At 71.7% G+C, this 16,850-nt stretch carries 20 protein-coding genes; 9 read left to right on the forward strand and 11 right to left on the reverse strand.

All coding sequences use genetic code 11. From position 1 onward, the window contains the following. The first annotated feature begins 53 nt into the window (after positions 1 to 53). Positions 54 to 995 (forward strand): LysR family transcriptional regulator, encoded by a 942-nt coding sequence (locus tag ABZ477_RS05050; RefSeq protein ID WP_360128823.1) that lies wholly within the window; start codon positions 54 to 56, stop codon positions 993 to 995. A 114-nt stretch (positions 996 to 1,109) separates the two neighbouring features. Then, positions 1,110 to 2,180, forward strand: a complete 1,071-nt coding sequence (locus ABZ477_RS05055; RefSeq protein WP_360128826.1) for a DNA polymerase IV — start codon at positions 1,110 to 1,112, stop codon at positions 2,178 to 2,180. A 6-nt stretch (positions 2,181 to 2,186) separates the two neighbouring features. Here the strand turns inward: ABZ477_RS05055 and ABZ477_RS05060 are convergent, their stop codons facing one another. Then, positions 2,187 to 2,702, reverse strand: a complete 516-nt coding sequence (locus tag ABZ477_RS05060) for an ACT domain-containing protein (RefSeq protein ID WP_360128829.1) — start codon at positions 2,700 to 2,702, stop codon at positions 2,187 to 2,189. Positions 2,703 to 2,774: 72 nt separating this feature from the next. Here ABZ477_RS05060 and ABZ477_RS05065 point away from each other — a divergent pair, with 72 nt between their 5' ends. After that, complete coding sequence (locus ABZ477_RS05065) at positions 2,775 to 4,112, forward strand: cytochrome P450 (protein WP_360128832.1); 1,338 nt, start codon at positions 2,775 to 2,777, stop codon at positions 4,110 to 4,112. A 28-nt stretch (positions 4,113 to 4,140) separates the two neighbouring features. On the opposite strand, the gene ABZ477_RS05070 is transcribed toward ABZ477_RS05065, so the two are convergent. The 7 genes from ABZ477_RS05070 to ABZ477_RS05100 form a co-directional block, all read right to left on the reverse strand. Continuing rightward, a complete protein-coding gene (locus tag ABZ477_RS05070; protein WP_360128835.1) occupies positions 4,141 to 4,749 on the reverse strand; it encodes a GyrI-like domain-containing protein in 609 nt (202 codons plus the stop codon). An 11-nt stretch (positions 4,750 to 4,760) separates the two neighbouring features. Beyond that, positions 4,761 to 5,489, reverse strand: a complete 729-nt coding sequence (locus ABZ477_RS05075; RefSeq protein WP_360128838.1) for a sulfurtransferase — start codon at positions 5,487 to 5,489, stop codon at positions 4,761 to 4,763. Positions 5,490 to 5,574: 85 nt separating this feature from the next. After that, the gene (locus ABZ477_RS05080) at positions 5,575 to 7,605 is read right to left on the reverse strand and encodes an acyltransferase family protein (RefSeq protein ID WP_360128841.1); all 2,031 of its coding nucleotides are present in this window, start codon (positions 7,603 to 7,605) and stop codon (positions 5,575 to 5,577) included. 96 nt (positions 7,606 to 7,701) lie between these two features. Then, positions 7,702 to 8,472, reverse strand: a complete 771-nt coding sequence (locus ABZ477_RS05085) for a hypothetical protein (RefSeq protein ID WP_360128844.1) — start codon at positions 8,470 to 8,472, stop codon at positions 7,702 to 7,704. A gap of 87 nt (positions 8,473 to 8,559) precedes the next feature. After that, entirely contained in the window at positions 8,560 to 9,057 is a 498-nt protein-coding gene (locus tag ABZ477_RS05090) for a metallophosphoesterase (RefSeq protein WP_360128847.1), read from the reverse strand. A gap of 146 nt (positions 9,058 to 9,203) precedes the next feature. Beyond that, positions 9,204 to 9,608, reverse strand: coding sequence for a DUF3054 domain-containing protein (locus ABZ477_RS05095; RefSeq protein ID WP_360128850.1), 405 nt, complete (start codon positions 9,606 to 9,608; stop codon positions 9,204 to 9,206). A 79-nt stretch (positions 9,609 to 9,687) separates the two neighbouring features. After that, positions 9,688 to 10,200: a bifunctional nuclease family protein gene (locus tag ABZ477_RS05100; RefSeq protein ID WP_360128853.1), complete on the reverse strand. Its 513-nt coding sequence runs from the start codon at positions 10,198 to 10,200 to the stop codon at positions 9,688 to 9,690. A gap of 151 nt (positions 10,201 to 10,351) precedes the next feature. On the opposite strand from ABZ477_RS05100, the gene ABZ477_RS05105 reads away from it, so the two are divergent. Further along, entirely contained in the window at positions 10,352 to 11,383 is a 1,032-nt protein-coding gene (locus ABZ477_RS05105) for an LLM class flavin-dependent oxidoreductase (RefSeq protein WP_360128856.1), read from the forward strand. A 124-nt stretch (positions 11,384 to 11,507) separates the two neighbouring features. On the opposite strand, the gene ABZ477_RS05110 is transcribed toward ABZ477_RS05105, so the two are convergent. Then, a complete protein-coding gene (locus tag ABZ477_RS05110) occupies positions 11,508 to 12,908 on the reverse strand; it encodes an amidase family protein (protein ID WP_360128859.1) in 1,401 nt (466 codons plus the stop codon). A gap of 87 nt (positions 12,909 to 12,995) precedes the next feature. Here ABZ477_RS05110 and ABZ477_RS05115 point away from each other — a divergent pair, with 87 nt between their 5' ends. From ABZ477_RS05115 to ABZ477_RS05125, 3 genes are all read left to right on the forward strand, one after another. Then, entirely contained in the window at positions 12,996 to 13,340 is a 345-nt protein-coding gene (locus tag ABZ477_RS05115; protein WP_360128862.1) for an HNH endonuclease signature motif containing protein, read from the forward strand. Between the two features lie 105 nt (positions 13,341 to 13,445). Then, positions 13,446 to 13,781, forward strand: a complete 336-nt coding sequence (locus ABZ477_RS05120) for a hypothetical protein (RefSeq protein WP_360128865.1) — start codon at positions 13,446 to 13,448, stop codon at positions 13,779 to 13,781. Positions 13,782 to 13,796: 15 nt separating this feature from the next. After that, the gene (locus ABZ477_RS05125; protein WP_360128868.1) at positions 13,797 to 14,036 is read left to right on the forward strand and encodes a hypothetical protein; all 240 of its coding nucleotides are present in this window, start codon (positions 13,797 to 13,799) and stop codon (positions 14,034 to 14,036) included. Positions 14,037 to 14,078: 42 nt separating this feature from the next. On the opposite strand, the gene msuE is transcribed toward ABZ477_RS05125, so the two are convergent. Continuing rightward, complete coding sequence (msuE, locus tag ABZ477_RS05130) at positions 14,079 to 14,705, reverse strand: FMN reductase (protein WP_360128871.1); 627 nt, start codon at positions 14,703 to 14,705, stop codon at positions 14,079 to 14,081. 128 nt (positions 14,706 to 14,833) lie between these two features. On the opposite strand from msuE, the gene ABZ477_RS05135 reads away from it, so the two are divergent. Both ABZ477_RS05135 and ABZ477_RS05140 read left to right on the forward strand, forming a co-directional pair. Continuing rightward, on the forward strand, positions 14,834 to 15,199 hold the full coding sequence (locus ABZ477_RS05135; RefSeq protein WP_360128874.1) for a hypothetical protein: 366 nt from the start codon (positions 14,834 to 14,836) through the stop codon (positions 15,197 to 15,199). Positions 15,200 to 15,253: 54 nt separating this feature from the next. Then, entirely contained in the window at positions 15,254 to 15,862 is a 609-nt protein-coding gene (locus tag ABZ477_RS05140) for a winged helix-turn-helix domain-containing protein (RefSeq protein WP_360128877.1), read from the forward strand. A gap of 6 nt (positions 15,863 to 15,868) precedes the next feature. Here the strand turns inward: ABZ477_RS05140 and fdhD are convergent, their stop codons facing one another. Next, entirely contained in the window at positions 15,869 to 16,735 is an 867-nt protein-coding gene (gene fdhD, locus ABZ477_RS05145) for a formate dehydrogenase accessory sulfurtransferase FdhD (protein WP_360128880.1), read from the reverse strand. Positions 16,736 to 16,850: the final 115 nt, after the last annotated feature.

A 16,850-nucleotide genomic window follows, 5' to 3' on the forward strand; every position in this document is an offset into this window, starting at 1 on the left:
GGCAGAGAAGGAGAACGGATGCTGTCCCACAACCGTTCCGATAGCTTCGCTATGTGAGCCATAAGAATCCTGATGTCCTGGCCGATCTGGACCTCTGGCGGGCGTTCCTCGCGGTGCACGCCGCCGGCAGCCTCTCCGGCGCCGCCCACGCCATGGGCCTCACGCAGCCCGCTGTGTCGGGCCGGCTTCAGAGCCTCGAGCGCATCGTCGGCGAGCGACTCTTCCAGCGGACGGCGCGCGGGGTCCTGCCCACGGCGCGCGCCGACGAGCTCGCGGCGCGGCTCGCCGGCCCGTTCGACGCGCTGGCGGCCGCGCTCACGGGCGCAAGTCCCGACGCCGAGTCCCAGCAGCCTCCCGTCCGCCTCGGCGGAGCGGCAGAGCTGCTCGGCGAGGTCGTCGCACCGCTCCTGGCTCCCCTCGTCGCCGACGGCGTGCGCGTCCAGCTCGTCCCAGGCCTGACGGCGAGCCTCCTCGACCTCCTGCGAGCCGGCTCCCTCGACCTCGTCGTCGCCTCCGAGCGGCCGCGGGGACGCGCTGTCGTCGCAACGCCCCTCGTCGACGAGACCTTCCTGCTCGTGGCCGCCCCGGCGCTCGCGGAGCGGGCCGGGCTCGCGGCAGCCCGGCTCACGGACGACGGGCCCGCCGCGCTGCGGGACGTGCCGCTGCTCGCCTACGCGCACGACGTCCCGATCCTGCGTCGCTACTGGCGGCACGTCTTCGGCGCGCGGCTCGAGCGCGAACCCGCCATGACCCTCCCCGACCTCCGGGCCCTCCGGGACGCGGCGGCAGCGGGAGCCGGTGTCACGGTCCTGCCGAGTCACCTGTGCCGCGACGCCCTGGATCGCGGCGCGCTCGTCGACCTGCTCCCCACCGACGACCCGCCCATCAACACCCTGTACCTCGTCCGGCGCCCGGGCGGCACGCCGCGACCCCACGTCGAGCGTGTGCGCGGCATCCTGTCCGGCCCCGTCGCCGCGCTCGTCGCGGACGACTGACGCGCGGCGCTCGCCGCCCTCTCGCGAGAACGCCCTTATGTCCTCAACACGCCGTGCGATAGAGACACAGGCGCGTTCTCGCGAGACGTCGGCGGCACCCGGCACACTGGGCAGATGAGCACGCCCTGGGTGCTGCACGTCGACCTCGACCAGTTCATCGCGGCGGTCGAGGTGCTGCGGCGCCCCGAACTCGCCGGCAAGCCCGTCATCGTCGGCGGACGCGGCGACCCTACCGAGCGCGCCGTCGTGTCCACAGCGTCGTACGAGGCGCGCCGGTTCGGGGTCGGGTCCGGGATGCCGCTGCGCATCGCGGCGAGGAAGGCTCCGGATGCTGTCATCCTCCCCGTCGACGCGCCCGCGTACACAGCGGCCTCGGAGGCGGTCATGGCGACGCTGCGCGAGCAGCCGGGCGCCGTCGTGCAGGTGCTCGGATGGGACGAGGCGTTCGTCGGCGTGACGACCGAGGATCCCGAGGCGTACGCGCGGCACGTGCAGCAGGCCGTCCTCGAGCGCACGCGGCTGCACTGCAGCGTCGGGATCGGCGACACGCTCGTCCGCGCGAAGAACGCGACGGACTTCGGCAAGCCGCGAGGCACGTTCCGCCTCACGGCCGACAACTGGCTCGCGGTCATGGGCGACCGGCCGACGACCGCGCTGTGGGGCGTCGGCGCCAAGATCTCCAAGCGACTCGCGGGGCTCGGCATCCAGACCGTCACCGAGCTCGCGACAGCCGACGTCGAGCCGCTCGCGGCGGAGTTCGGGCCGCGCATGGGCCCGTGGTACCGGCAGCTGGGCCGCGGCGACGGCTCATCGGTCGTCGACGCGACGCCGTGGGTCGCGCGCGGTCACAGCCGCGAGACGACCTACCAGCAGGATCTCAGCGACCCCGCCGACATCGAGGCGGCCGCGCGCGAGCTCATCGCGCAGGTGCTGGGCGACGTCGTCGCGGAGGGGCGCCCCGTGGTCGGGGTCGGGCTCAAGGTCCGCTACGCGCCGTTCTTCACGAAGACGTTCACGCGCAAGGTCGCGACGACCTTCGATCGCGAGACCGTCACCGCCGAGATCATGGGCCTCGTCGCCAAGATCGAGCCGGACCGGCCGATCCGGCTGCTCGGCGTCCGCGCCGAGATGGCGATGCCCGACGACGCCCGCCAGGGCCACACCCCCACGCGCAGCGGCTGGTAGCCCGCCTCAGTCGAGGCGCGTGACGTCGACCTGCAGCTCGTGCGCGAGGCGCTCGAGCTCGGCGACGAGGCGGTCGATGTCGACCGATGCCGGGACGCTCGCCGAGATCGTCGCCTCGAACAGCCGGCCGCCTGCCATCGCGGCATCCCGCGTCTCGCTCGTCATGCGCTCGATGCTGACGCCGCTCGCGCTCAGGGTCGACGACAGCTCCCGGACGATGCCGGGATGGTCGTTGCCGAGCACCTCGAAGCTGAAGCGGCGGGCGGACGCGGCGTCCGCCGCCTGCTGCCCGTGCCCCGTGACCGCGACGGTCACGAGCCCCGGAATGTCAGACAGCGCGGCGCGCAGAGCGTCCGCGCGCTCCGCGGCGACGGAGACCTCGACGATGCCCGCGAAGGCGCCGGCGAGCTCGGCGAGCTGGCTGTTCTCCCAGTTGCCGCCGTGCGAGTCGATGACCTCTGCGACCGCGGCGACGAGTCCGGCGCGGTCGTCGCCGACGACGGTGAGCACGAGCGTTGTCATGGGCTCAGCATAGGAGTGCTACCCCCGCGCCCGTGCCGGGACTACGCTGACGCGCGAGCGGAGGGAGTCGTCATGCAGGCTCCCGCTGTCGGCCCGGTCGCCTTCACCCGCGGTGTGCGCCGGGGCGGCTTCCTCGACTTCGCGGGCGAGCTGTGGCGCGAACACGGCGACGTGTTCGAGGTGCATCTGGGGCCCCGCACCCTGTTCTTCGCGATGCATCCGGATGCTGTCGAGCACGTCACCGTCTCGGGCCGGCAGCACTACGACAAGGGCAAGAGCTACGACGTGGTGCGCCGCTACCTCATCGGGGAGGGGCTCGTCGGCAGCACAGGAGACCTGTGGAAGCAGCAGCGCAAGCTGATGGCGCCGTTCTTCACGCCTCGCGGCATCCAGGCGTACGCGGACGTCATCATGCGGGACGCCGTCGCGTTCGCCGACCGCTGGAACGAGCTCTCGCGCGCGGGTACCGAGATCGACATGTCGCACGAGATGACGCTCGTGACGGCATCCATCATCCTGCGGGCGATGTTCAGCACGCAGGCGACGGAGACGATCGACGAGCTGCGCGATGCTGTCAGCACGATGCTGGGGTTCGCCGACGCGCAGATGGTCGGCATCCGGTTCCCGCTGTGGGTGCCGACTCCGCGCAACACGGGCTACCGGCACGCACGCGACCTCGTGCACGGGACGATCGCCGACGTCATCGCGGAGCGCCGCGCGATCGACGAGTCCCTCTGGCCCGACGACCTGCTCTCGCGCCTCATGCAGGCGCGGGATGCCGAGACCGGCGAGGCCATGAGCGAGACGCTGCTGCGCGACGAGTCGATCACCATCTACTTCGCCGGCCACGAGACGACGGCGCGGACCCTGACCTTCGCCTGGTACGCGCTCGCGCAGCATCCCGAGGTGGCCGCGCGGCTGCACGACGAGGTGGACGGGGTGCTCGGCGACGGACCGCCCACCCTCGAGCAGCTGCACGCCCTGCCCTACACGCTGCAGGTCGTCAAGGAGGTGCTGCGGCTCTACCCCGCGGCTCCCTTCTACGCACGGGATGCTGTCGACGCCGACGCCATCGGACCGTTCGACGTGCCGGCGAACGCGACCGTCATGCTGTCGCCGTACTACACCCACCGGCACCCCGGATTCTGGCCGGACCCGGAGCGGTTCGACCCCGACCGCTGGACACGCGACGCGGAGCACGCCCGGCACGGCCACGCGTACCACCCGTTCGCCGCGGGGCCGCGGATCTGCATCGGCAACAACTTCTCGCTGCTCGAGAGCCACCTGCTGCTCGCGGTCCTCGCGCGGCGGTTCGCTCCGCGGCTCCGCGAGGGCTACCGGCCGCGCTGGCTCATGCGGGGAACCCTCACGCTCGAGGACGGGCTGCCGATGACGATCCTGCCTCGCTGAGGCGAGGGGCCGCACGCGTGTCCGGCGGTCAGGCGTCGGCGACGGGCTGGCGGAGGATCGTCTTGAGCTTCTCCGGGGCCGTGCGGCGGGCGTCGCTCAGGTAGATCTCGTGGTGGCGGCCCGTCATGCGGAGGCCCTGCGCGGGGATGAACCGCTCGTGCAGCTCGGCCAGCACGGGGCCTTCCTCGTCGTAGGGGCCGACATGCAGCGTCTGCACGCAGCGTCCCTCCGCGAACTCCTCGAACCGCAGCTTCTCGACCGCCGGCGACGCGTCGACGAGGCCTCGAACGTGCTCGACGTGCTCCGCCTCGATCCAGTCCGGCACGACGTTGAGGAGAGTCCAGCTCCACCGGGACTTGTCGCGCGCCGTCGTGAACGACGTCATGTCGTCCGCCCACCACAGCCCCTCGAGGGGCATCACGACATAGTCGCGGCGGAGGTCGCGCTTGCTCAGGAACTTGAGCTTGTACGCGACCGGGAACAGCGCCTCGAGCGCATCACGGTATTCGGCCGACGAGTTCGGATCCCCGCGCCCGTCGATCATGAGGCACCGCACGGGCGGCACCTCGACGACCTCGAAGGCGCCGCGCCGAGCCGAGTACGCCGCGATCTCCCTCTTCAGGTCGAGCTTCGGCATCCGGTCTTCCGTCACCGGGGAAGCAGCTCCGGCGTGAGGGCCTCGCGCTCGTCGAACACGAAGCACTCGCCATTCCAGTGAGCGCCGCCGACGTGCTCGAACCACCCGAGGATTCCGCCCTCCAGCTGCAGCGCCGGCACGCCGAGCTCGTCGAGGTACAGCGCGGCCTTCTCGCACCGGATGCCGCCCGTGCAGAAGCTCACGACCGTCTTGCCCTCGAGCTCGGCGCGGCGGGTGGCCGCGGCATCCGGGAACTGCGTGAACCGCTCGATGCGCCAGTCGAGCGCGCCCTGGAACGTGCCGTAATCGACCTCGAAGGCGTTGCGCGTGTCGAGCATGACGACCTCGCGTCCGGCGTCGTCGTGGCCCCGGTCGAGCCAGCGGCGAAGCGTCACCGGGTCGACGGATGGCGCGCGGCCCGCCTCGGGGCGGATCGTGGGGTGGTCCATGCGGATGATCTCGCGCTTGACCTTGACGAGCATGCGCGCGAAGGGCTGGTCGGCCGACCAGCTCTCCTTCGCCGTGAGCGCCGCGAAGCGCGGCTCCTCGCGGAGCCCGTCGACGAACCCGCGAACGGCATCCGCGTTCCCCGCGAGGAAGAGGTTGATGCCCTCCTCAGCCAGGAGGATCGTGCCTTTGAGCCGCGCCGTGACCGCGCGCTCCCGCAGTACGGCGCGCAGGGCGGCCGGGTCGTCGATCCGCGTGAAGAGGTACGCGGAGATGTTGAGAACGGATGCCACGCCTCCAGCCTAGGAGCGGATGCGCGGACGTCCGCCAGTCCTTCGACCGACGACAGTCCTTCGACCGCCGGCGCCCGATGCCGCGTCAGCGCGCAGACGACCGGGAGTCCTCCAGGAGCGGCTCCAGCCGCTCCCCCAGCACGCCCGCGAGCTCGGCGCTGAAGGCGGCCGTCAGGTGGTGCGAATCGCGATAGACGAGCGTGTCGCCGAGGATGGGCGGGCACGACTCGGCGTCGCACAGGAAGTCGTTGAAGCTCAGCAGCGGAACCCCGCGTTCGGCGGTCGCCCAGAGCTCCGCCTTGCGAGCGGGATCGTCGAGGGCGATCGACCGGGGCTGCGCGCACGCCTCCGCATCGGCGAGGTGCGCCGACAGGCACGGCGCGGGGTCCTCCCGCATGTCCGGTGTGTCGGCGATGACGGCGACAGGCGCCGAGATGGCGTCGAGAGTGCGGCCGAGCGCGTCATCCCACGTCGGCGCATCATCCTCGACCCCGGGCGCGAGGGCGGAGTCGGCGTAGTTCACGATCAGGACGAGGGCGGGATGCTGTTCCTCGATGGCGTCGATCACGGTCTGCCGCCACTCGGCGCATGCGGGGTACGGTGCGCCCTCGCGGGTCGACTCGATGTCGGCAGCAGGACACGAGCTCTTCGTCCGCACCTCCACCGCGTAGCCGTGGGTCGACGCGAACCCCTCGACGGCGGGGAACCAGTGGGCGGCGTGCGAGTCGCCGAACAGCACGATGCGCGGCGCGTCGGGGTCGCCGTAGAGGCAGGCGTCGGCATCCGACGCGTCCTTGCCCCGGTTGCAGCCGTCGTCGTAGATCTCGGGAAGGCTCTCACGCGCCTTCCGCAGCGAGGGCCGCAGGTTCTCCGGCACGAACCCGGTCGCCGGCGGCGGGTCGGCGATCGCCGTGGGAGCGGCTTCCTCGGCGACGCTGAGGGGCCGCGTGTCGGCGACGGCGTACGCCCCGGTCGCGAGGACGAGGCATGCCGCCGAGCCGACGGCGGCGCCGATGAGCGTGCGCCGCGCCCGCGCGCGATGCAGCCACGGCGCGCGACGCAGCGGGTCCTCGACGAAGCGGTACAGGAGCCATGCGACGGGCACGCACAGGACCGCGATGAGCAGCGTCGCCCACAGCGGCAGCGGGCCGCGCACCGAGGCGGCCGGGATGACGAGCCCCGGCCAGTGCACGAGGTACAGCGAGTACGAGATCGTGCCGATGAAGACCATGCCGGACAGTGACAGCATCCGTCCCGGTCCGCGCGGCGAGTGGGTCGCGCCCGCGACGATCGCCGCCGCCGTGCCGAGGACCGGCAGCGCCGCCCACGCGCCGGGGAACGGCGTCTCGGATGAGAAGAGCAGGACGGATGCCGCGATCCCCGTGATCCCGAGCCACCCGAGAAGCGGCGCGATGCGGGGGCCGACCAGGGTCTGCCGGTGGGCCAGGCCGAAGGCGACGAGCCCGCCGACCCCGAGCTCCCACGCGCGGGTCGCGAGCGAGAAGAAGGCCCACGGCTGCGACTGGAAGGTCACCAGCACGCAGGCCGTGAAGGATGCCGCGACCACCACGACCAGCCCCGCGAGCAGCGCGCGCCGCGAGCGCATGGTGATCCACGCGAGTGCGAGCAGCGCAGGCCAGACGAGGTAGAACTGCTCCTCGACGCCGAGAGACCAGTAGTGCTGGAAGAGCGACGGCGTGCTCGACTCCGCGAGGTAGTCGGTCTGGGCGCTCGCGAAGAAGTAGTTCGGCACATAGAGCGCCGTCGCGATGGCCCCGGCCCAGACATCCCCCATGAGCAGCGGCGGGTACCAGATGAGCGCCGCCACGATCGAGAGCGCGAGTACGAGGAACGCCGCGGGCAGGATGCGGCGCGCGCGCCGCGCGTAGAACGTCGCGAAGCGGATGCGTCCCTCGGTCTGCAGGCTCCGCAACAGGTGCGTCGTGATCAGGAAGCCCGAGATGACGAAGAACACGTCGACGCCGACGTACCCGCCGGGCAGGAACGGGATGCCCGCGTGATACAGGAGGACTGCGCCCACCGCGATCGCGCGGAGGCCTTGGACGTCAGGGCGGAATTCCGAGGCTGCCGTCCCGGCATCGATTCGCTCTGCCACAGTGCCGTGAGTCTAGGCCGGGCCGATGAACGGGCGCTTCCCCTTGACTTGGCGCCGGTTCGCGTACTCGCCGGCCCGCCCCGCGGCGCGCGAGGGTCAGAACATCCAGGGCTCGAGGCCGTCCATGCCCCCGTTGCGGGGAGGGTCCGCGATCGTCGGGGCCGGCGTCCGGCGGCGGCGGAGGCCGCGGACGAAGGCGCTGCGCAGGATGCCGGGACCGCTGGTCGCACCCGCGCGCAGGCGCGTCAGCTCGGACGCACGCGGCCCGGTCGGGATGTCGTGCGGCAGGGCTCCCGCCGCGACCAGCCAGTCCGGCATCCCGAGGAGTCTCAGGATGCCGCGCAGCCGCTCGGACTCGAAGACGCTGTCGGGGTCGAGCTCCTCCTCGAGCATCTCGGTGAGCTCCTCCGCGGCATCCGGTCGAGCGGCGAGCTCAGCGAAGTCCGCCGCGCTGTAGGCGCCCACGGGTTCGCCGAGCACGTCGTCCTCGGCGCCGGGCTCCTGCGACGGATCGCTGCAATACCGGCCGCGCTCCTCGCCGGCCTGCCACGCCACGATCGACAGCTGGCGGTCGCGCCGGACCCGGACGGCGAATGCGGAAGCCTCCGGCATCCTGCCTGCGAGCAGCTCGCCGACCTCGATGATGCCCCTCCGATCGCTTGCGACGACTCCCGCGCCCGGGTCGCCGAGCACGACCAGCCAGCCGCCCTGAGCGGGCGCGACCCATCCGGAGAAGCGGATGCCGCGCAGCACCTCGAGGACGGCGGCGAGCGCCTCATCGCCCGACGCGATGAGCACACCGCCGTACGAGTCGCCGGCCGGCTCGCCGTCGGGATCGCCGGGCACACCTAATGGAGGAATCGCCATGAGCCGATCATGACGTGCTCCGCCGGGCCGCCGTCAACCCCACGGCGATGGTGGGGCCACGCGGCTGAGCGCCAGTCGAGCAGGACGTCAGGTGATCGGGACGAGTTCGACGTCGCGGATGGCTCCGTCGTCCGCGACCGCCGTCATGAACGTGCACTGCGGCTGACGTCGCCGGTCCGTCGGCGACCCCGGGTTCAGCAGCCTCATCCCTCGCGGGGAGGTCGTATCCCACGGGATGTGGCTGTGGCCGAAGACGAGCACGTCGACGCCGGGGAAGATGACGTCCATGCGCGCCTCGCGGTCCCGGGCAGGGCCGGTCTCATGCGTCACGGCGATGCGCACGCCTTCCACGTCGCGGCGCGCGATCTCCGGGAGCCGTTCACGGAGGTCGCGCGAGTCGTTGTTCCCGAACACGCCGAGCACGTCGGCACGCTTCGAGAGCTCCTCGAAGACGGATGCCTCGACCCAGTCCCCGGCGTGGATGACGAGGTCCGCGTCATCGATCGCCGCCAGTACGGCGTCGGGCAGCCGCTGGGCGCGACGCGGGATGTGCGTGTCTGCGATGAGTACGAGGCGAGTCGACATGCCTCGATCGAAGCACCGGCCACGTCCGCCGTCTACAGCCTGGCCGGTGTGCGGCTCGACCCGGTCGCGGTCACGAATTCAGGCGATCGCAGCGGATTCAGGCTGATGGATCGTTCAAAGGGCATGATCCGGCCGAATCGCCTGAATCAGCGCGAACGGCCGCGGCGGATGAGAGCCGCGATCACGCGCCAGCCCACGAGGAACACCAGCAGCACGATGCTCGCGACGATGACGAAGGCGAGGGCGACACCCTGTCCCGTCACGCCGCGCAGCAGCATCCCCGCAGCCACCGTCAGCAGCCACACGCCGATGCCGGTCGGGAGGATCGCGAGCGGAGCGCGCCAGGCTCGGGTCAGCAGCCAGCCGAGGACGAGGCCCACGAGGAACGGCCACGCCGTCTGCGCCGCACCTGCCACCGTGAGGTCCTCGTCATGGCTCGCGCGACCGATGACCGCGAACACGACGACGAGGACGACATCCAGCGCGAAGGCGCCCGCCATCACGCGCGACGAGACGGCGGACCGGTGTGAGGCGGTCGACGGTTCGGCCATGGGCGATTCCTTCCGATCAGACCATCCTCGCGCACGCGGACCGGCACCCCCGATTCGAGCCGTCGCGAGTGAGATCGAGTCAGCGGAAGTCCTCGGGCTCGATGTCGTCGATGAAGCGCTTGAACTCGTCGAGGCTCTCCGCCACGTCGGGGACGGCCTCGTCGTCCTCGGAGCTGTTCTCGATGAGGGTGTCGAGCACGCCGGCCTCGGTCATGACGGCTTCCGCGACCCAGATCGACGCTCCGACGCGCGAGGCGAGCGCGATGGCGTCCGACGGGCGGGCGTCGATGACCCGGGCTCCGAAGGGCGTCGTGAGCGTGATCTCGGCGTAGAACGTGCCCTCGTCGATGCGGGTGACCTCGACGCGATCGACGACCGCGTCGAGCGCCTCGAGCATGTTGCGCATGAGGTCGTGCGCGAGCGGTCGCGGGACCGTGGCGCCCTCGACCGCGATGAGGATGGACGTCGCCTCCTGCTGGCCGATCCAGATGGGCAGCACCGATCCCGACCCCGGGAGGTCGTCGAGGGGCTTGAGCAGGATCACGTGCTGACCCGCCGCGTCCAGCGCGACTCCTGCGACACGTACTTGCACGCCGGCACCGCCCTTCGGATCGGGAGCCTGAGCCAATCGTAGGCACCGCGATGGCGTCGCGGCATGGGGGTTGCGCCACGACGTCCCGCCGACCTACCTGCACCGATCCATTCACCGGAATGGATGCTGTCGGCGTACGGTTGCAGTCACCGTGAAGCGATTCGGAACACTCTCCTTCGGGCACTACGGCCCGCTGGGCGGCGGGCACCAGCTGACCGCCGCGGACTCGATGCTGCAGGCCATCGACCTCGCGCAGGGCATGGACGAGCTCGGCGCCAACGGCGTCTACTTCCGCGTCCACCACTTCGCCCGCCAGCAGTCCTCGCCCATGCCGCTGCTCGCGGCGATCGCCGCGCGCACCGAGCGCATCGAGATGGGCACGGGCGTCATCGACATGCGCTACGAGAACCCGCTGTACCTGGCCGAGGAGGCGGCATCCGTCGACCTCATCGGCGGCGGGCGACTCGCGCTCGGCGTGAGCCGCGGTTCACCCGAGACCGTCGTGCGCGGCTACGAGGCGTTCGGCTACACCGGTTCGGAGGATCCGCGCGGCGCCGACATCGCCCGCGACCACTTCGCGCGGTTCCTCCGCGCGATCGAGGGCGAGGGTCTCGCTGAGCGGGACGCCTCGAGCCCGTTCGGCGGCGGCGCGTCGGGCAGGCAGCGCATCGAGCCGCACTCCCCCGGCCTGCGCTCGCGCGTGTGGTGGGGCGCCGGCAACCGCGACTCCGCCGAGTGGGCGGGGCGCACCGGCGTCAACCTCATGTCGTCCACGCTCCTGACCGAGGACCGCGGACTGCCGTTCGATATCCTGCAGGCGGAGCAGATCGACGCCTTCCGCACGGCGTGGCGCGAGGCCGGCCACGCCGGAGAGCCGCGCGTCTCGGTGAGCCGGTCGGTCTTCCCCCTCACGACGGCCGAGGACCACCTGTACTTCGGCGGGCGTCAGGAGGGAGAAGGCGTCGGCTACATCGACGGGATGCGCTCGACGTTCGGCAAGACCTACGCGGCCGAGCCGGACGTCCTCGTCGAGCAGCTGAAGGAGGATGCCGCGATCGCGAGCGCCGACACGCTCATGCTGACCATCCCCAGCCAGCTGGGCGTCGAATTCAACCTGCGGATCGTCGAGTCGTTCGCGAAGCACGTCGCGCCCGCCCTCGGCTGGGAGAGCACCCGCCCGTAACACCCCGATACCCGAGCTTGTCCCGGTCCCCGAGCTTGTCGAGGGGTCGAACCCGTGCCCGGCGCATGGCTCGACCCCGGCGCCTCGACAGCCCCGGCGTCCGTGCCCGAGTGCCGCCCGCAGCTCAGCGGGACGGCGGGGTGAGCGTCCCCAGCGCGGCCTCCACGTCCCGCGCCGCCGCGAGGGCGAGGCGGTCGCCGTGCATCGGCCCGATGAGCTGGACTCCCGTCGGCATCCCGCGCTCGTCGAGCCCCGTCGGCACGGCGACCGACGGCAGCCCGAGGAAGTTCACGGCGACCGTGAGCCGGAGGTCCCGCCACGCCCGAGTCGCGGCATCCTGTCCCCCGAGGTCGAAGTCGGGCGGCGGCATCCGTCGTGCGAGGACGGGGCCGAGGATGATCGGGAACTCCTGCTGCAGCCTGCGCCACGCGGCCGCGACCACGGCGCGACGCGCCCACGCCTCGGCGTACTCGCGGGCCGTCTCATAGGGCCGCGCGGCGGCCGTGCTGTCGCGGAGGAACGCCGTCGCGGAACGGCCGAGAGGAACCGGCAGCTGCGCGGGGTCGAGCGTGAACGCCATGTCGGTGCACGCCAGCCTGCGCCACAGGACCGCCGCCTCCTCGAGCAGCGGTGGCTCCACGTGCTCGACTTCCCAGCCCGCGGCGGAGAGGGATGCCGCGGCACGGTCGACCGCCGCAGCGACCGCGTCGTCCACGCCCCAGCCGAGCGGGTCGCGCGTCACGGCGACCCGGCGAGGCGCCTCGGCAGAGACGGACGGAAGGTCCAGCGACACGGGATCCCCGGCATCCACCCCCTCGAGGAGCGGGAGAGACCGCTCGAGATCGTCGACACGGCGCGCCAAGACGCCGTTGACCGAGAACTGCTGCAGCGTCAGCGCGACGGGCTGATCCGACACCGCCGCGCGCGGCAGCCTGCCGAGCGAAGGGCGCAGTCCCGCGACGCCGTTGGCGAACGCCGGTATCCGGATCGAACCGCCGAAGTCGCTGCCGAGGCCCAGCGCCGACATTCCCGTCGCGACGGCGACCCCGTCGCCGCCGCTGGATCCGCCCGCGCTGACCGAGGCGCTCCACGGGTTGACGGTGCGGCCGAAGACGTCGTTGTCGGTGTCCCAGCGCATGCCGAAGTCGGGCATGTTGCCCCGGCCGACCGGGATGGCACCGGTCGCCCGGAGGCGGCTCACCACGACGGCATCGCGCTCCGGCACGGCGTCGGCGAGAGCGCGCCACCCCTGGGTCGTCGCAGACCACGTGAGGTCGATGCTCTCCTTGACCGAGAACGGCACGCCCGCGAGCGGACCCACCTCCGTCCCTGCGGCGAGCGCCGCGTCGACGGCATCCGCCTCCCGACGAGCGCGATCGGCGAACACGACCGTGAGCGCGTTCAGCCGCGGGTTGTCGTGCGAGATACGAGCGAGGTGGCGGTCGATCAGCTCGGCGGCCGTCACGCGGCGCTGACGGATGGCATCGGCGATCGCGAAGGCGCCGAGGAGTGCGAGGTCGTCCATCACCTCGACAGTAGCGACGCGCTCGCGCCTACGCCGCGCCGGGCGCGGTTCGCGTGGAGGCGGGGATGCTGCCGCTACCGTCGAGCCATGGTCGTGAGCCGCAGCAGGCGAGCCCGCGCGGCCCGCCGGCGGCGCGCACGCGTCTCCGCCGCCGACAACGACCTCACGACGGCCGAGTGGACGGCCATCCGCGACGCCTGGGCTGCGTGCGCGTACTGCGGAGCCACCGGCGTGCCGCTGCAGCGCGACTGCGTCCTGCCCATCTCGCGCGGCGGTCGCTACACGCTCGCCAACGTCGTGCCGGCGTGCCGCTCGTGCAACGCGAGCAAGTGCAATGACGAGGTGACGTCGTGGATGCGACGGCGGCGGCTCGACGAGCCGCGCTTCCTCCTGCGTCATCGCGAACTCGTCGCGCTGCTCTCCCCGGCGTGAGCCTCCACGGCTTTACTCCCGTCGGCGGTGGCGTGTCAAGAGCCGTGCCGGCGACAGCATCCGTTCCCTAGCGTGTGGCCATCCGATGCCGGAAGGACGCGCGAAATGAGCCCGCTCGCCGATCTGCACGTCGACCCGCCTCACGCGACCGCAGCGCGGCCCGCCCTGAGCGACGAGCGCCGCCGCCATTGGCTCGTGCCGACGGCCGTCCTCGCCGCGGTCTCGGTGGGCACGTTCGTCCTCGCGTTCGTGCTCAACCCGCCGATCGCCGTCACGGGGATCGTGCTCGTCACGACGTTCTACGTCGCGATGCTCGTGTGCGCCGTCGCGGCGCGCAACGTCCACAATCGCACGCTGGCGTTCGCGTGGCTCACGGGCGCGATCTCGGTGACGTCCGTCGTGCTGATGCTGTTCGTCCTGGCCGTCGAGGCCATCAGCTGACCCAGGAGGCACCACGTGTCCGACCCGCGCGAATCATTCGAGGAGCAGACGGACGGCGATGACGGCGTGACGGATGTCGACGAGCAGAACGTGCTCTCGGTCGACCCGGACGAGTACTCCGACGAGCCGCATATGGGCAGCGTCCCGCGCGTGCTCGACCAGGACGAGTACATGCCCGAGACGCAGAACACGGATCCGCTCGAGGCCGAACTGGGCGACGAAGGCCAGGGCGACCTCGCACCCGAGGACCACTGACTCGTCTCGGGCGGGCGGGGACACCCCGGGCTGCGACTGGACCTACCAGGTGGAGACGTAGTCCGAGACCCGCTGGTGCGCGGCCTGCTCGACGAGCGGGAGCCCGCGGCTCACCGCCTGCTCGATGCGCTGCTGCACACCGCCCTCGCGGAGGGCGTAGCCGTCGAAGTCCGACGCGCTCGCGTAGACGCCGAGCGGCAGGGTCAACGACTGGAAGAACCCGAACAGCGGGCGCAGCTGGTGCTCGAGGATGAGGGCGTGCCGCTCGCCGCCGCCGGTGGCGGCGAGGAGGACGGGCTGGCCCACGAGCGCATACTGATCGACGAAGTCGAACAGGTGCTTGAAGAGCCCCGTGAACGAGGCGCGATAGACGGGGCTCGCCGCGACGAGCAGGTCGGCGCCCTCGATGTCGCGCAGCACCCCCTCGATGTCGTCGGACAGCTGGTCGCGCTGAAGCGCTCCCGCCAGCGCGGGCCCGATCTCGGCGAGCTTGACGACCTGGGACTCGATGGGCGTGCGGCGACCGACGGCCTCGATGACCGATTCGACCAGCACGGTCGTCTTGCTCGGCTCGTGCAGAGAGCCCGAGACGCCGACGACCTTGAGCGGCCGGCGCAGCGCACCCTCCAGGACGGAGGAGGCGTCGAAGGGGTGTGAGATCGTCGTCATGAGGCGACCGTACGCACGGGCGTCTCCGGCCCGCCGTCGTGTGCGACACCGGGCGTCACCATGCGTCATCCCGCGTAACGACGACGCCGCCGCGTTCGGGGTCCTCCCGCCGCGCTAGAGTCGTCCGCATGGCCACCAAGAGCACCCGTCCCGCAGTCGAAGAGGACGATTACGACCTCGGCAGCAAGTCCGTCCTGTGGGGCTTCCTGTCCGGCATCATCGTCGCGGCATTCATCGCCGTCCCGCTGTCGGCCGCCTTCGCCTTCGCGACGCACCCGAGCACTCAGCAGCTGTTCGGCGCCCGCCTGACGGACCTGACCGAAGGCGGTTACCGCCTGTTCTGGTGGCTCGTGACGGCGCTCCTGGTCGCGCTGCCCTTCCTCGTCGGCTTCGCGGTCGCGAAGCTCTCCGGCCGCACGCTTGCGATCGTCGGCGGCATCATCGCGCTGTTCGTCATCGCGATCCTGATCGTCGGGCAGCTCGCCGTCTTCTGATCCCGTTCCGCGGCGCGCAGGACTTCCTCGGCTTGACCGTGGATAATGTGTGGTATGACCACACTCGCCTACAGTGCGATCTCCAGCGGCTCACGGGTCGAGCTGCTCCACCTGCTGCAGCAGCGGGCTGAGCGCACGATCGCCGAACTCTGCGAAGAGACCGGTCTGCACGCCAACACCGTGCGCGAGCACCTCCAGCGGCTCACCGATGGGGGCTACGTCGTCTCCACGCGAGAGCACCGCACGACGAGGGGGCGTCCACGCGTCCTGTACAGCGCCGCGGGGACCCCGTCGGTCTCGAGCCCGATCGCCCGTCGCCGCGTGCGGGATGCCGCGCGCCGCGGCGACCTCATGCGCCGCGTCATGCCCGACGCGGCGCCGTCGGCCGATCTGCCCGAGGACGCGGTGCACCAGCTCGACGCCCTCACGGAGGATCTCGCGGGAGCGGGCTTCGACCCGTTCGTCGACGAGCGCGAGCTCACGATCGACCTGTCACCCTGCGCGCACGCGCCGTCGGACCCGCACGAACGCGCGATGAAGTGCTCCGTGCACCTCCAGCTGATGCAGAGTGTGCTGACCGAGGCCGGCGGGCCGCTCTCGGTGAGCGCGCTGCGCGAGTCGTGCGACCCGACGCAGTGCGTCGTCATGCTGCTGCGGAACTGACCCGACTCACGCAGTCACAGGAGCGGCGACGCGGATGCGATGGGCGTGCGCGTACACGTTCATCGTCTCGCCGCGCAGGAACCCCACGAGGGTGAGTCCGGATGCCTCGGCCAGCTCGACCGCGAGCGACGACGGCGCCGAGACCGCGGCGAGGATCGGGATGCCGGCCATGACGGCCTTCTGCGCGAGCTCGAAGCTCGCACGCCCCGACACCTGCAGGACCGTCCCCTGCAGAGGCAGACGGTCCTCGAGCACCGCCCACCCGACCACCTTGTCGACGGCGTTGTGCCGCCCGACGTCCTCGCGCACGACGAGGAGCTCTCCCGACTGGGCGTCGAAGAGCGCCGCCGCGTGGAGGCCACCGGTCTTGTCGAACACGGTCTGGTGGGCCCGCAGCGATTCGGGGAGCATCACGAGGGTCGCGGCGTCGACGATCGCGGCATCCGCCTTCACGTCGTAGGACGACACGGTCTCGACGGCGTCGATGGAGGCCTTGCCGCACAGCCCGCACGAGCTCGTCGTGTAGAAGGCGCGGGCGGTCTCGGGCGACGGAGGCGGGACCCCCGGCGCGAGGGACACGTCGAGGACGTTGTAGGTGTTGCCCTCCGCGCTGCCGACAGTGCCGCCCGTGCCCGGGCCGCCGCAGTGGATCGCCGACCGGAACTCTCCGCCGTGCGAGATGACGCCCTCGGAGACGAGGAAGCCGGCGGCGAGCTCGACGTCGTTGCCGGGCGTGCGCATCGTGACCGCGAGCGACGTGCCTCCGACCCGGATCTCGAGCGGCTCCTCGACCGCGAGCGTGTCGGCGCGGCGCGTCTCGCCCCCGTCGAGCGAGATCCTGACGACGGGCCGCCGTGCCGTGATGCGTCCCATGGCTCCAGGGTAGGCCCGCAGATCGCGCCGAGGGCCGGTGACCCTCGGTCGTTGAGCGAGCGAAGCGAGGCGAAACGCCCCGGACGCGGCGCACGCCTCAGAGCCTGCCCCGGCG

It is taken from the genome of Microbacterium sp. NPDC019599, assembly GCF_040632175.1.
Classification (GTDB): Bacteria; Actinomycetota; Actinomycetes; order Actinomycetales; family Microbacteriaceae; genus Microbacterium.

Excerpts from the sequence above, each read along its gene's own strand:
- ABZ477_RS05110 (WP_360128859.1), bottom strand. The coding sequence starts at position 12,908 with ATGGACGACCTCGCACTCCTCGGCGCCTTCGCGATCGCCGATGCCATC.
- fdhD (WP_360128880.1), bottom strand. The coding sequence starts at position 16,735 with ATGGGACGCATCACGGCACGGCGGCCCGTCGTCAGGATCTCGCTCGAC.
- ABZ477_RS05140 (WP_360128877.1), top strand. The coding sequence starts at position 15,254 with ATGACCACACTCGCCTACAGTGCGATCTCCAGCGGCTCACGGGTCGAG.
- ABZ477_RS05065 (WP_360128832.1), top strand. The coding sequence starts at position 2,775 with ATGCAGGCTCCCGCTGTCGGCCCGGTCGCCTTCACCCGCGGTGTGCGC.
- ABZ477_RS05060 (WP_360128829.1), bottom strand. The coding sequence starts at position 2,702 with ATGACAACGCTCGTGCTCACCGTCGTCGGCGACGACCGCGCCGGACTC.
- ABZ477_RS05070 (WP_360128835.1), bottom strand. The coding sequence starts at position 4,749 with ATGCCGAAGCTCGACCTGAAGAGGGAGATCGCGGCGTACTCGGCTCGG.
- ABZ477_RS05095 (WP_360128850.1), bottom strand. The coding sequence starts at position 9,608 with ATGGCCGAACCGTCGACCGCCTCACACCGGTCCGCCGTCTCGTCGCGC.
- ABZ477_RS05115 (WP_360128862.1), top strand. The coding sequence starts at position 12,996 with ATGGTCGTGAGCCGCAGCAGGCGAGCCCGCGCGGCCCGCCGGCGGCGC.
- ABZ477_RS05085 (WP_360128844.1), bottom strand. The coding sequence starts at position 8,472 with ATGGCGATTCCTCCATTAGGTGTGCCCGGCGATCCCGACGGCGAGCCG.
- ABZ477_RS05090 (WP_360128847.1), bottom strand. The coding sequence starts at position 9,057 with ATGTCGACTCGCCTCGTACTCATCGCAGACACGCACATCCCGCGTCGC.
- ABZ477_RS05120 (WP_360128865.1), top strand. The coding sequence starts at position 13,446 with ATGAGCCCGCTCGCCGATCTGCACGTCGACCCGCCTCACGCGACCGCA.
- msuE (WP_360128871.1), bottom strand. The coding sequence starts at position 14,705 with ATGACGACGATCTCACACCCCTTCGACGCCTCCTCCGTCCTGGAGGGT.
- ABZ477_RS05135 (WP_360128874.1), top strand. The coding sequence starts at position 14,834 with ATGGCCACCAAGAGCACCCGTCCCGCAGTCGAAGAGGACGATTACGAC.
- ABZ477_RS05055 (WP_360128826.1), top strand. The coding sequence starts at position 1,110 with ATGAGCACGCCCTGGGTGCTGCACGTCGACCTCGACCAGTTCATCGCG.